This is a genomic window from Cedecea neteri NBRC 105707 = ATCC 33855 (genome assembly GCF_001571265.1).
GTDB lineage: Bacteria > Pseudomonadota > Gammaproteobacteria > Enterobacterales > Enterobacteriaceae > Cedecea > Cedecea neteri.
The window spans coordinates 41,545-55,513 of sequence record NZ_BCTL01000010.1 but is presented as its reverse complement, the minus strand read 5'-3'; the positions used below and the strand labels follow the sequence as shown (position 1 = coordinate 55,513).

11 protein-coding genes are annotated in these 13,969 nt (G+C 55.8%); 4 read left to right on the top strand and 7 right to left on the bottom strand.

What is annotated here, in order from left to right; translation table 11 throughout:
• Positions 1–162 precede the first annotated feature (162 nt).
• Positions 163–1,365: a nicotinate phosphoribosyltransferase gene (gene pncB, locus CNE01S_RS05535; RefSeq protein WP_061274345.1), complete on the bottom strand. Its 1,203-nt coding sequence runs from the start codon at positions 1,363–1,365 to the stop codon at positions 163–165.
• A gap of 379 nt (positions 1,366–1,744) precedes the next feature.
• Between pncB and pepN the strand changes: the two genes are divergently transcribed.
• Positions 1,745–4,357: an aminopeptidase N gene (pepN, locus tag CNE01S_RS05530; RefSeq protein WP_061274148.1), complete on the top strand. Its 2,613-nt coding sequence runs from the start codon at positions 1,745–1,747 to the stop codon at positions 4,355–4,357.
• A 61-nt stretch (positions 4,358–4,418) separates the two neighbouring features.
• Here pepN and ssuB read toward each other — a convergent pair whose 3' ends face one another.
• From ssuB to ssuE, 5 genes are read right to left on the bottom strand one after another with little or no spacing between them, the layout of a single operon-like run.
• The gene (gene ssuB, locus CNE01S_RS05525) at positions 4,419–5,189 is read right to left on the bottom strand and encodes an aliphatic sulfonates ABC transporter ATP-binding protein (RefSeq protein WP_061274146.1); all 771 of its coding nucleotides are present in this window, start codon (positions 5,187–5,189) and stop codon (positions 4,419–4,421) included.
• Positions 5,186–5,977: an aliphatic sulfonate ABC transporter permease SsuC gene (ssuC, locus tag CNE01S_RS05520; protein ID WP_061274144.1), complete on the bottom strand. Its 792-nt coding sequence runs from the start codon at positions 5,975–5,977 to the stop codon at positions 5,186–5,188. The genes ssuB and ssuC overlap by 4 nt, the downstream gene beginning before the upstream one ends.
• Positions 5,978–5,986: 9 nt before the next feature.
• Positions 5,987–7,132 (bottom strand): FMNH2-dependent alkanesulfonate monooxygenase, encoded by a 1,146-nt coding sequence (ssuD, locus tag CNE01S_RS05515; protein WP_061274141.1) that lies wholly within the window; start codon positions 7,130–7,132, stop codon positions 5,987–5,989.
• Entirely contained in the window at positions 7,129–8,106 is a 978-nt protein-coding gene (locus CNE01S_RS05510) for a sulfonate ABC transporter substrate-binding protein (RefSeq protein ID WP_061274139.1), read from the bottom strand. The genes ssuD and CNE01S_RS05510 overlap by 4 nt, the downstream gene beginning before the upstream one ends.
• Positions 8,099–8,674 carry an NADPH-dependent FMN reductase gene (gene ssuE, locus CNE01S_RS05505; RefSeq protein ID WP_061274138.1) on the bottom strand — a complete coding sequence of 192 codons (576 nt, stop codon included), beginning with the start codon at positions 8,672–8,674 and terminating at the stop codon, positions 8,099–8,101. Before ssuE ends, CNE01S_RS05510 begins: the two co-directional genes overlap by 8 nt.
• Positions 8,675–8,921: 247 nt before the next feature.
• Between ssuE and pyrD the strand changes: the two genes are divergently transcribed.
• Together pyrD and zapC are read left to right on the top strand one after the other, a co-directional pair.
• Positions 8,922–9,932, top strand: a complete 1,011-nt coding sequence (gene pyrD / locus CNE01S_RS05500) for a quinone-dependent dihydroorotate dehydrogenase (protein ID WP_039291554.1) — start codon at positions 8,922–8,924, stop codon at positions 9,930–9,932.
• Positions 9,933–10,085: 153 nt separating this feature from the next.
• Complete coding sequence (zapC, locus tag CNE01S_RS05495; RefSeq protein WP_039291557.1) at positions 10,086–10,628, top strand: cell division protein ZapC; 543 nt, start codon at positions 10,086–10,088, stop codon at positions 10,626–10,628.
• On the opposite strand, the gene CNE01S_RS05490 is transcribed toward zapC, so the two are convergent.
• A complete protein-coding gene (locus CNE01S_RS05490; protein ID WP_061274136.1) occupies positions 10,625–11,740 on the bottom strand; it encodes a YcbX family protein in 1,116 nt (371 codons plus the stop codon). The two genes, zapC and CNE01S_RS05490, sit on opposite strands and share 4 nt — an antisense overlap.
• A 103-nt stretch (positions 11,741–11,843) precedes the next feature.
• On the opposite strand from CNE01S_RS05490, the gene rlmKL reads away from it, so the two are divergent.
• On the top strand, positions 11,844–13,967 hold the full coding sequence (rlmKL, locus tag CNE01S_RS05485; RefSeq protein WP_061274134.1) for a bifunctional 23S rRNA (guanine(2069)-N(7))-methyltransferase RlmK/23S rRNA (guanine(2445)-N(2))-methyltransferase RlmL: 2,124 nt from the start codon (positions 11,844–11,846) through the stop codon (positions 13,965–13,967).
• Positions 13,968–13,969: the final 2 nt, after the last annotated feature.

Genomic DNA, 13,969 nt, shown 5'->3' with positions numbered 1-13,969 from the left:
AAATGGTCAATGACAAAAAAAATAGTAACCCACAGATGGGGGTTATCTATGTTACCTGTCGCGCGCCATCAGACAAGCAGAATTCGCGTTACTTATGAAGAAATAAAGGAAAGAGAGAAGGGCGGTGAATAGCAAAGCCGCTATTCACCGATTATCACTGAATCAACTGGCTTTTTTAACCAGCGGGAGGTCAAAGGCTTTGCGTAATGCTCGCACAAAGGCTTTGTCGTGGCAGATGGTTTTTCCTGGGCTGTCCGAAAGCTTAGCCACAGGCTTACCGTTACACTCCACAAGTTTAATCACGATATTCAGCGGCTTAACCTGTGGGATGTCGCAGGTCAGGCGGGTGCCAATACCAAAGCTGAGGTTAACCCGGGATGAGAAGCGGCGATACAGCTCCACGGCTTTGTTTAAATCCAGGTTGTCGGAAAACACCAACACTTTGCTTAACGGATCGATGCCAAGCTTCTGGTAGTGGGCAATGGCTTTTTCTCCCCACTCTACCGGGTCCCCCGAGTCATGGCGCAGCCCCTGATAGCGGGTAGCGAACTCTTTACCGAAGTCACGCAGGAAAGCGTCCATGGTGATGCAGTCAGTCAGGGCAATCCCGAGCTGATCGGGATATTCGTCCAGCCAGGCCTGCAGCGCCGCACGCTGGCTGTTCGCCAGGTCTGGGCTTATCTGCTGATGCGCCTGGAACCATTCGTGTGCCTGGGTGCCCATCGGCGTAAGGTCAAGGCGGCGAGCCAGATCGTAGTTGCTGGTGCCGATAAACCAAGGTTCCTGCTTGAGGCGCTCGACAATGGCCTGCTGCACTTCACGAGAGAAACGGCGGCGGGTGCCGAAGTCCATCAGGCGGAAATGGGAAAGATCCAGCCCGTCGGTCAGCGCGTTAAATTCCCGCAGCTTGGTTTCCAGGTGGTTAACAGCCATTTGCGGCGTCACGCCAGGGGCGCGATGCTGGTGAACGACTTCACTGATAACCGCCAGCAGGGGAACTTCCCACATAATGACTTCCCGCCACGGCCCGCTGAGGCGGATGTCTAAATGACCGTGGTTATTGGTCACCTGAACCTGAGAAGGGTCATAGCGGAAGTCTCGCAGCCAGTCGAGGTAATCGGCTTTGAAAAAGGGCAGGCTTTTCAACCAGTGGAATTCTTCGTCGCTGAGGTGCAGGTGCTGCATAGCGGCTACCTGCTCACGAATGGCGTCGGCATGAATGCCCAGCAGATCGTCGCCGCGGCAACGGAATTCCGCTGCGACGTTTACGTCGTAATAGCGGTGATAAACCGCTTGCTGCATATGAAGCTTATAGGCGTCAGTATCCAGAAGCGTTTGCAAAATCGGGGAAGCGTGTCGTGTCATGGCGCGTTTCAGCATCCTCTCACAGGAGCGTTTCCATCAGTCCGGGCAAATAAAGACGCGGGAGTATACCCTGATTATCCGTTTATTGAAGCAGGATCACAACATTAGGGGGGGCGGGGGGAAAGGGCAATTTGTGCCATAACGGGGTTATGCACAAAGTAACGCGTTGATATAACTATGTTTAGAGTACTAAACAAAATGTGCGATTACCGCCTGACAGCCGCATCTTCTATAAGGTGCATGGTCACCAAAGTGCTACGCTGAGCCGCTAAAATTTTTTGGGCGCAGATGGCCAAAGATGAAGATTCTGCGTAGCAACATTCCGGCAACAGGAATAGACTGAAGTTCGTTATCTTACGGACGATGTATAAGGTTTTTTATGACACAACAGCCACAAGCCAAATACCGCCACGACTATCGCGCGGCGGATTATACGATAACCGATATCGATTTGACCTTTGACCTTGATGCCACAAAAACTCAGGTCACCGCAGTTAGCAACATTGTCCGTCAGGGCGAAGCGGGTGCTCCGCTGCATCTTGATGGCGAAGACCTCACGCTGGTCTCCATTGCCGTAAACGGTAGCGCGTGGCCGCATTATCGCCAGGAAGATGGCGCGCTCATTCTGGAACAGGTTCCTGACGCCTTTACGCTGACGATTGTGAACGAAATCAGCCCGGCAACGAACACCGCGCTTGAAGGGCTGTATCAATCCGGGGAAGCGTTATGTACCCAATGTGAAGCAGAAGGCTTCCATCACATCACCTGGTATCTGGATCGTCCGGACGTACTGGCGCGCTTCACGACCAAAGTTATCGCCGACAAAAGCAAATACCCATATTTGCTGGCTAACGGCAACCGCATTGCCGAAGGCGATCTTGAAAATGGCCGCCACTGGGTGCAGTGGCAAGATCCGTTCCCAAAACCTTGCTACCTGTTTGCGCTGGTGGCGGGTGATTTTGACGTCCTGCGCGACAGCTTCAAAACCCGTTCTGGCCGTGACGTTGCGTTGGAACTGTTTGTTGACCGCGGCAACCTCGATCGTGCTGACTGGGCGATGACCTCGCTGAAGGCCTCGATGAAGTGGGATGAAACCCGCTTCGGCCTGGAGTATGACCTCGACATCTATATGATAGTCGCCGTCGACTTCTTCAATATGGGCGCGATGGAAAACAAAGGGCTGAATATCTTCAACTCGAAGTATGTCCTGGCCCGCGCCGAAACCGCGACCGACAAAGATTATCTCGATATCGAACGTGTTATCGGGCACGAATATTTCCACAACTGGACCGGTAACCGCGTCACCTGCCGCGACTGGTTCCAGCTGAGCCTGAAAGAGGGCCTGACCGTCTTCCGCGACCAGGAGTTCAGCTCTGACCTGGGCTCACGTGCGGTAAACCGTATTCAAAACGTGCGCACCATGCGTGCGATGCAGTTCGCCGAGGACGCCAGCCCGATGGCGCACCCGATCCGCCCGGACAAAGTTATCGAAATGAACAACTTCTATACCTTAACTGTGTATGAGAAGGGGTCAGAAGTTATTCGTATGCTGCACACGCTGCTGGGCGAAGAGAACTTCCAGAAAGGCATGCAGCTCTACTTTGAGCGCCACGACGGCAGCGCAGCAACCTGCGATGACTTCGTGCAGGCGATGGAAGATGCGTCCAACGTGGACCTGTCTCATTTCCGCCGCTGGTATAGCCAGGCCGGGACGCCGGTTGTCACCGTACGTGACGACTACAACCCGGAAACTGAGCACTACACGTTGACGATTAGCCAGATGACGCCGCCGACCGCCGAGCAGCAGGAAAAACACCCACTGCATATCCCGTTTGATATCGAGCTTTACGATAACGAAGGGAAGGTTATTCCGCTGCAGAAGGACGGCCACCCGGTACACCACGTGCTGAACGTGACCCAGGCCGAGCAGACCTTTGTCTTCGACAATGTTTACTTCCAGCCGGTGCCGTCTTTGCTGCGTGAATTCTCTGCGCCAGTGAAGCTCGAGTACAAATGGAGCGACCAGCAGTTGACGTTCCTGATGCGCCACGCACGGAACGACTTCTCTCGTTGGGATGCGGCGCAAAGCCTGCTGGCCAACTACATCAAGATCAACGTGAACCGCAGCCAGCAAGGGCAGCCGCTTTCTCTGCCGCTGCACGTGGCCGACGCATTCCGCGCCATTTTGCTGGATGAGAAGATCGATCCTGCGCTCGCCGCTGAGATCCTGACGCTGCCTTCGCAGAATGAAATCGCCGAGCTGTTCCAGACTATCGATCCGATCGCCATTGCGGAAGTTCACGGGGCGCTGACCCGTACTCTGGCGTCCGAGCTGGCCGACGAATTCCTGGCTATTTATAACGCCAATAAGCTCGATAGCTATCGTGTGGATCACAGTGATATCGGCAAACGTGCATTGCGCAATACTTGCCTGCGCTATCTGGCGTTTGGCGACGTTGAACTTGCCGAGCAACTGGTGCGCGAGCAGTATCAGCAGGCGGACAATATGACCGATTCTATCGCTGCACTGTCCGCCGCGGTGGCCGCACAGCTGCCATGCCGTGAGGCGCTGCTGGCTCAGTACGATGAGAAGTGGCACAAAGATGGCCTGGTTATGGACAAGTGGTTTGTGCTGCAGGCGACCAGCCCGGCAAGCAACACGCTGACTAAGGTTCGCGAACTGCTGAATCACCGTTCCTTCAGCCTGGGTAACCCGAACCGCGTTCGTTCTCTGATTGGCGCGTTTGCCTCAGCCAACCCGGCAGCGTTCCACGCCAAAGACGGCAGCGGCTACCAGTTTATGGTGGAAATGCTGACCGAGCTGAACAGCCGTAACCCGCAAATCGCTTCTCGTCTGGTTGAGCCGCTGATTCGCCTGAAGCGTTATGACGCGGAACGTCAGGCTAAGATGCGCGCCGCGCTGGAACAGTTGAAAGGGCTGGAAAACCTGTCCGGGGATCTGTTCGAGAAGATTGCTAAGGCTCTGGCATAAGTTCTGCTCCTCACCCTGAGGCTCTCCCTTTCATGGAGAGGACTGGGGTGAGGGTATAAACTCAGCCGGTGCGCACCGCGCGTGCCGGCTCCTCTGAACCTCGTTTCATGACTCTAGCCAGCACCTCAGCTTCCAGCTCGGCCAGCTTTACCGATCCCAGACGGCACGGGCGCGGTAAATCGACCGTTAGATCCAGGCCAATTTTCCCTTCTTCTATGAGCAGCACGCGATCGGCCATGGCGACCGCCTCGCTGACGTCATGCGTCACCAAAAGTACCGTGAAGCCATGCTCCTGCCACAACGAAACAATCAGTTCCTGCATTTCGATACGCGTCAGGGCATCCAGCGCGCCAAGCGGTTCATCAAGTAATAACAGGCGTGGACGATGGATAAGCGCCCTGGCCAGCGCAACGCGCTGCTTTTGCCCGCCGGAAAGGGCGGCCGGCCACTCGCTGGCTCGATTTTCAAGACCAACGGCGGTAAGCGCCTTGAGCGCCGCCTCTCGCCAGTCGTTTTTCAGCCCAAGCCCGACGTTGTCTATCACCGTTTTCCACGGCAGCAGCCTGTCATCCTGGAACATCAGTCGCGTATCTTCCTGGCTGTCCCTTAGCGGAGTATTACCTGCGAAAAGCGCTCCGTGATTGGGCGTTTCCAGCCCGGCAAGCAGGCGCAGCAGCGTACTTTTACCGCCGCCGCTGCGGCCGACCACCGCCACGAACTGCCCGGCGGGGATCCGGAGTTCAAGCTGATTGAGAATGCTTTTATCGCCGTAGCGTTTGCTGACGCCGTTGAGCCACAGCGGCGTGCCCTGGTTCAGACGAGCAGTTGTCATACCGTCTCCTCCTTTAATTGATAAGCCGGATGCCAGCGTAACCAGACGCGTTCCAGCAGCCGGGCGCTGACGTCGGCGAGTTTGCCCAACAGCGCATACAGCACGATGGCCACCACTACCACGTCGGTTTGCAGGAATTCCCTGGCATTCATCGCCAGGTAGCCAATCCCTGAATTTGCCGAGATCGTCTCGGCGACAATAAGCGTCAGCCACATCAGGCCTAAGGCGAAACGTACGCCAACCATAATGGACGGCAGCGCACCCGGCAGAATGACGTGCACAAACAGGCTAAACCCGGAGAGGCCGTAGCTGCGGGCCATTTCCAGCAACCCGCGATCGATATTACGGATCCCGTGCCAGGTATTGATATAAATTGGGAACAGCGTACCGAGCGCGACTAAAAAGATTTTGGCGGTTTCGTCGATGCCAAACCACAGGATAACCAGCGGGATCAGCGCCAGGTGCGGAACGTTGCGCAGCATCTGAATAGAGCTGTCCAGCAGGCGCTCTCCCCAGCGAGACAGGCCGCTAATCAGGCCTAAGATCAGGCCCAGCGATCCGCCGATGCTGAACCCAATCACTGCTCGCCAGGAGCTGATAGCCAGATGTTGCCAGAGTTCACCGCTGGCCGAGAGACTCCAGAATGCCAGCACTACGCCCTCGGGAGAGGGCAAAATGCGCGTCGAAAGCCAGCCTGCAGATGAAGCTAATTGCCAGAGAAGGACGATAGCCACCGGCAGCGCCCAGGGTGCCAGGCGCAGTAAGACTTTGTGAACGGCCGCTTGCATGGTGCCTCCCTAGCTTTGCGCCACTTTACGCGGGATAAAGTCGTTGGCGACAACTTCGCCTTTCTCTTGCACCTGTCGTGGCTGAGGAATTTCAGGGATCGCAACGTCAAGGTGAGGGAACAGCAGTTCGCTTGCGCGGTACGCTTCTTCCAGGTGCGGATAGCCGGAGAGAATAAAGCTGTCGATGCCCAGGTCGGCGTATTCATTAATACGGGCTGCAACGGTCGGCCCGTCGCCCACCAGCGCGGTGCCTGCCCCGCCGCGAACCAGCCCGACGCCAGCCCACAGGTTCGGGCTGATCTCCAGCTTGTCTCGCTTGCCGCCGTGCAGGGCAGCCATGCGATGCTGGCCAACTGAGTCGCTACGGGCAAAGGCGGCCTGTGCTTTAGCGATGGTGATGTCATCGAGGTGAGAAATCAGTCGGTTTGCAGCCTGCCAGGCTTCTTCGTTAGTTTCCCGCACGATAACGTGCAGGCGGATACCAAAGCGAACCTGCCGCCCCTGTGCCTCAGCTTTCGCCCGCACTTGCTCGATCTTTTCTTTTACCAGATGCGGTGGTTCGCCCCAGGTCAGGTAAAGGTCAACCTGCTCGGCCGCAAGATCCTGGGCGGCGTCGGACGATCCGCCAAAATAAAGCGGCGGGCGAGGCTGCTGCACCGGAGGATAAAGCAGCTTCGCGCCTTTCACTTTGATGTGTTTGCCATCGTAGTCGACGGTTTCGCCTTCCAGCACGCGCCGCCAGATGCGGGTAAATTCCGCCGAAGCCTCATAGCGTTCTTCATGGTCGAGAAATACGCCTTCGGCAGCCAGCTCCTCGGCGTCGCCGCCGGTCACCAGGTTGAACAATGCCCGCCCGTTGGAAAGGCGGTCAAGCGTGGCCGCCTGGCGTGCGGCAAGAGTAGGGGATACAACGCTCGGGCGTAGCGCGACCAGGAACTTAAGCCGTTGAGTGACCGGAATCATTGAGGCGGCCACCAGCCAGGCATCCTCGCAGGAGCGGCCGGTCGGAATCAGCACGCCGGTGAATCCTATTCGGTCGGCGGCCTGGGCAATTTGCTGCAGATAGCCATAGTCGACCGGACGCGCGCCCGTATCGCTGCCAAGATAGTGACCATCTCCGTGGGTGGGTAAAAACCAGAACAGATTCAGACTCATGACTTAGCTCCTTGTGTCGCGGCGGTGGGCTGCCAGATGCGGGTACGAATATCGACCTTCTTCGGCACGAGGCGGTTTTCATAAAACAGGTCAGCGGTATTTTGCTGTTTGCCTGCGGTAGCCTCGCTAACCGGGGTAATTTCTGAAGGAGGGCGATGATCAAAGTAAGTGGCGATCACCGCTTCCGGCAGGCCCATCGTTTTGGCGAGAAGCGTTACGCTTTCCGCCCGCTGCGTGCGGGTGAGTGCGTCGGCATCACTGAAGGTTTTCAGCACCTGCTGGAGGAATACGCCATTGGCCTGTGCGTAAGGACGAGAGGCTAAATAGAAAGATCCGGTTTGATTAAGTTCGCTGCCGTCAGTCAAGACGCGAACGCCGCCGTTTAACAGCGCCGCCGAATAATACGGATCCCAGATGGCCCAGGCGTCTACGTTACCCTGCTGGAAAGCAGCCCGCGCATCGGCAGGAGTCAGATATGCAGGCTGAATATCGGAAAACTTCAGCCCGGCTTTCTGCAGCGCGCGCAGCACCAGATTGTGCGAGCTGGAGCCTTTCTGGAAGGCTATCTTATGGCCTTTTAAATCAGCCACCGTTTTCAGCGGGCTATTCTCCGGCACCAGGATCACCTCTGCTTTCGGTTTGGGCGGCTCGGCGCCTACGTACAGCAGGTCTGCGCCAGCGGCCTGCGCGAAGATCGGCGGAATATCTCCGGTGCTGCCTAAATCAATACTGCCGACGTTCAGCGCCTCAAGCATTTGTGGCCCGGCGGGAAATTCAACCCACGAGACTTTGGTATTCGGGTATTGCTTCTCCAGTAGCTGGTGGCTTTTGGCTAACACCATACTGACGGAGCCTTTTTGGTAACCAATGCGCAGCTGCTCCGGGCTGCTGTCCGAGGCGTTGCTGTAAGTTGAAAAGGCGAGCAGGCCAGCAAACGCCAGCCACGGAGAACGACGTTTGAGCAGGTTAAACATGGCTCACCCCTCGAACGTTAAACGGGGACGGCACGGCAAAGTCGCGGCGATGAAGCGCCTGCCAGAAGGTTTCCAGCGCTTCGTCCAGGCGTTTTTGCAGGTTGGGCGTGAACTGGGGTTTGTGCTGGTAATCGGCTATCTGGCTATCGTCGGCAAAAACCCCATGCAGGATCTCCTGCGCTTTTAGCGCATTCAGCACCGGCTTAAGGGCGTAGTCCACGGCGAGCATATGGGCTACGGTACCGCCGGTGGCGAGAGGCAGAACAACCTTTTTCTCCAGGGCTCGTTCGGGGAGCAAATCGAGAAGCGTTTTTAGCGCACCTGAAAACGAGGCTTTATAGACCGGCGTGGCGATAATCAGGCCGTCGGCGGTACTGAGTTGTTCAGTGAGCGCCAGCAGCGCCGGGCTATCGAACCGGGCGTAGAGCAGATCTTCCGGCGCGAAGTTCTGTAAGTGCCAGTGATAGACTTCAACATCCAGGGCGCTCAGCTTCTCCCGCGCATACTCCAGCAGCGAGCTGGAACGGGACGGGTAGCGAGGGCTTCCGGCCAGGGTAATCACACGCATCACGACTCCTTATAACTAATTGTTTGCTTTTATCTAACATTGATAACAATTAGCGTGATACTCGCAGAGATGATTTCCGTGGCTAAGTGATTTTTCCGGGATAGATTTGCGAAAAAGCGCATATTGCGCGTTGGGAAAGAAAACGTTTGCTTCTATTCAGGCTTTTTTGCGACAGGTCAATTCCAATCATCCCCTGGATCGTGAATAATAGCGCCCCGGTCTGCACACCGGGAATCCAGGAGAGTTCATGTACTACCCCTTCGTTCGTAAAGCCCTTTTTCAGCTCGATCCAGAGCGCGCTCATGAGTTAACTTTTCAGCAATTACGCTTTGTCACCGGTACGCCACTTGAGTGGCTGGTTCGTCAGAACGTGCCGTCAAAACCGGTGACCTGCATGGGGTTAACGTTCAAGAACCCGCTGGGCTTAGCCGCGGGTCTGGATAAAAACGGGGAATGCATTGATGCCTTCGGGGCGATGGGCTTTGGCTCCATTGAGATTGGCACCGTGACGCCGCGTCCGCAGCCGGGGAACGATAAACCGCGCATCTTCCGCCTGGTGGAGGCCGAAGGGCTGATCAACCGAATGGGGTTTAATAATCTCGGGGTGGATAACCTGGTCGAAAACGTAAAAAAAGCGCATTTCGACGGCGTGCTCGGGATTAATATCGGCAAGAACAAAGATACCCCCGTTGAGCAGGGGAAAGATGATTATCTGATCTGCATGGATAAAATTTATCCGTATGCTGGCTATATTGCGATCAATATCTCATCACCGAATACGCCAGGGCTGCGTACCTTGCAATATGGTGAAGCGTTAGACGATCTTTTAAGCGCCATTAAAAATAAGCAACAAGCGCTGCAAGCGATCCACCATAAATATGTTCCCGTGGCGGTGAAGATCGCGCCGGATCTTTCTGAAGAAGAATTGATCCAGGTGGCAGACAGTTTAGTTCGCCATAATATTGATGGGGTGATTGCGACCAATACCACTTTAGACCGCAGCCTTGTTCAGGGCATGAAGCACTGCGACGAAACCGGAGGCTTGAGCGGGCGTCCCGTGCAATTAAAAAGCACGGAAATTATTCGTCGCCTGTCTCAGGAATTAAATGGCCGGTTACCGATTATCGGCGTCGGTGGTATTGATTCAGTCGTCGCTGCTCGCGAGAAGATGGCAGCGGGAGCTTCATTGGTTCAAATATACTCAGGCTTCATTTTTAAAGGCCCACCGCTGATTAAAGAAATCGTTACCCATCTCTGATCATTTACCTTTTACAGACAACCAGGGCTTTATTTTCGGCCCTGGTTGTTTTATATTCCGCTACTGTTGCTTATTTAAACATATTGGTCTTTTATTAATATGGTAAGAATTTGAGTGGCAATTGAGCAGCGGGATAAATGAAGGGTAAGTATTATGCGAATAAAACCGGACGATAACTGGCGTTGGTATTTCGATGAAGAGCACGATCGAATGATGCTCGATTTGGCCAATGGTATGCTTTTCCGTTCGCGCTTTCCTCGTAAAATGCTAACGCCGGATGCCTTTGAAAACTCAGGTTTTTGTGTTGATGATGCGGCGCTCTATTTCTCCTTTGAAGAAAAATGCCGTGATTTACCGCTAGGAAAAGAACAGCGTGCCGAGCTGGTGCTCAACGCCCTGGTGGCGATTCGCTTCCTCAAGCCGCAGATGCCGAAAAGCTGGCATTTTGTCTCCCACGGCGACTGCTGGCAGCCGGGGATCGGCGATGGAGCCTGCGTGTGGCTAAGCGAGAATATGCAGCAGGTTAACCTGTTGGTGGTAGAAACTGGCGACAATGCCGCGCTTTGCCTGCTTGCTCAGCAAGGTTTGACCCTGGCGGGCCGCACCATGCAGCTTGGGGATGCCATTAAAGTCATGAATGACCGGCTGAAACCGCAGCCTTTAAGCAGCGGCCTCAGTCTCGATCAGGCCGTTTAGCGCGGCGCCACGCTCACATTTCCTGCGGGCACGCAGCTGCAGCATAAAATGGTGCCGTCTGCGCCAATCGCGCCTTTCTTCAGCGCTTTCACTTCGCCATCCAGTAAACGAATCCGACAGCTTCCGCATATCCCGGCCCGGCAGGAATAGGGCACGCGGATCCCTTTGTTTTCCAACTGCTCCAGCAGAATTTGCTGGTTATTGCCCTGGAACGTGGTGCCTTCCCAGTCGATATTGACGCTGCTTTCGGGCTGGCTTTGAGGTTCGAGGCTTTCCACCACTTCGCCAGGGCCATAAACATTCGCCGGTTTGTGCGCCAGTACTTCCAGCTCATCACCAACGCGGATAACCCCGCTGTTGCGGGCAATGACATTCTGGCCGAAGTCCACGGCGCCGCTATTATCCTGCGCGGTGCGGAAGCCCTGCAGCGTTTTCAGTGGTTCCCCGCTCGGATGTTTGAGACCGCGTTCCGGGCTAACCGTCGTAAAAATACAGCGGCTGCAAGGTCTGACAACGTCAAAGGTAACACCGCCAATACGCACGACTTTCCAGGTATCTTCCGCCCACGCAGAAGCGCCGGTCACCACAATATTCGGGCGAAACTGGGTCATTTTAACGCTCGCCGGGCAGCGGTTTTGCAGGTCGCGCAGCGAGGCTTCATTGGTCAACAAGTAAGGAAAACCGTCGGCAAAAGAGAGCGGCACTTCTTCGTGACGTTTCACCCGGCGGGTTGGCTGCTCGCCTACCCAGCGAAGCTGCACCGGGCGAGAGAAGAACCCGCTTAGCCACTGGTTAATTTCATCGGGCGCAATCAGCGCGGTAAAGTGCGTACCCCAGACTTCTGTCGGCTCAGGAGTCGCCGCAAAATCCGCAAAGCGAATGCTGGCCGAGCTGCCGTCCGGTGCGGATAAATGTAGGCCGTCATGAATAAATGCGGGAGTGAACAGCACCATTTGCGGATGCTGACGAGCAGTAATAAAAGTGCCATCCAGCTCGGTAATCATAAAAATGCGGTCAAAGGCCAGGCCGCTGGCGGTTGCTTGCGCGTGGGAGAGCGCCAGGCCGCGCATGGATTTTACCGGGTGAATAAAGAGTTGAGACAAAGTAATCACGGCGCCCTCCGTGGGAAATAAATATAAGAGGGCAACTTTATGACATGCGTTGCGGATTAGCTATAATGCGCCACAATTTTCTTTTTACCTGATAAGTGACGATATGAATTCTCTGTTTGCCAGTACGGCGCGTGGGCTTGAAGAGCTGTTAAAAACTGAACTAGAAAACCTGGGGGCGCAGAGCTGCCAGGTGGTTCAGGGCGGCGTACATTTCCAGGGGGATACTCGTCTACTCTATCAAAGCCTGATGTGGAGCCGCCTGGCTTCGCGCATTTTGCTGCCGCTCAGCGAATGCAAAGTCTACAGCGATCTTGACCTGTACCTCGGCGTGATGGCTATCGACTGGCCGGCGCTGTTCGGGCCGGGCGCAACGTTTGCCGTGCACTTCAGCGGCCTGAACGAAACCATCCGCAACAGCCAGTACGGCGCGCTGAAGGTGAAGGATGCAATTGTTGACTCCTTTACCCGCAAGAATCTGCCGCGCCCGGATGTCGATCGCGAACAGCCGGATCTGCGCATTAACGTCTGGCTGAACAAAGATACCGCCAGCATTGCGCTGGATCTCAGCGGTGAAGGTCTGCATCAGCGCGGCTACCGCGATGCAACCGGTGCTGCGCCTATCAAAGAAACCCTGGCGGCGGCCATCGTAATGCGTTCAGGCTGGCAGCACGGTACGCCGCTGTTGGATCCGATGTGCGGCTCCGGCACGCTGTTAATTGAAGGGGCGATGATCGCCACCGATCGTGCGCCGGGCCTGCACCGTAAACATTGGGGCTTCCTGAACTGGGCGAAGCATGATGCCGATGTCTGGAAAGAAGTGGTGACCGAGGCTCAGGTTCGCGCTCGCCGTGGCCTGACTGAATATCCATCTCGCTTCTATGGTTCAGATAACGACAGCCGCGTCATTGAACGCGCCCGCGCCAACGCCCGTCGCGCAGGTCTTGGCGAGGTAATCAGTTTTGAAGTTAAAGATGTCGCTAAGCTAACCAACCCGCTGCCGGAGGGCCCGGCGGGTACGGTGGTCAGTAACCCACCTTACGGTGAGCGTCTGGAAAGCGAGCCTGCGCTGATTGCCCTGCACAGCCTGCTGGGTCGCCATCTGAAAAATCAGTTCGGCGGCTGGAATCTGTCGCTGTTCAGCGCTTCCCCTGAACTGCTGAGCTGCCTGCAGCTGCGTGCCGATCGTCAGTTTAAGGCCAAAAACGGCCCGCTGGACTGCGTGCAGAAAAACTACCAGCTGGCGGTTAGCCTTGCTGGCGTAGCCGCGGCCAGCGGTCAGATTGCTGAAGATTATGCCAACCGCCTGCGTAAAAACGTCAAAAAGCTTGATAAGTGGGCCCGTCAGGAGGGGATTGAATGCTATCGCCTGTACGACGGCGACCTGCCTGACTACAACGTTGCGGTTGACCGCTACGGCGACTGGGTTGTGGTGCAGGAATATGCGCCCCCGAAAACCATCGATCCGAACAAAGCCCGCCAGCGTCTGTTTGACGTCATCGCGGCAACGCTTGCGGTACTTGAGCTGCCAACCAACAAGCTGGTGTTAAAAACCCGCGAGCGTCAGAAAGGGAAAAGTCAGTACCAGAAGATGGGCGAGAAGGGCGACTTCATGGAGGTCAGCGAGTTTGACGCGCGCCTGTGGGTTAACCTCACCGACTATCTGGATACCGGCCTGTTCCTCGACCACCGCATCGCTCGCCGCATGCTGGGCCAGATGAGCAAAGGGAAAGACTTCCTGAACCTGTTCGCTTACACCGGTACCGCAACGGTCCATGCGGGCCTCGGCGGGGCGAAAAGCACCACCACGGTGGACATGTCTCGTACCTATCTTGAGTGGGCGGAGCGTAACCTGCGCCTGAACGGCTTGACCGGCCGCGCCCACCGCCTGGTCCAGGCTGATTGCCTTGGCTGGCTCCGCGACAGCGATGAGCAGTTTGACCTGATCTTTATCGACCCGCCGACGTTCTCCAACTCCAAGCGTATGGAAGATTCATTCGACGTGCAGCGTGACCATATTGCGCTGATGAAGGATCTGAAGCGCCTGCTGCGTCGTGGCGGTACCATTATGTTCTCCAACAATAAACGTGGCTTCAAAATGGACTTCGCCGGCCTGGCGGAGCTTGGCCTGGTTGCACAGGAAATTACACAAAAAACGCAGTCGCAGGACTTTGCGCGCAACCGCCAGATCCATAACTGCTGGTTAGTCACTCACGAATCCCGGGATTAATA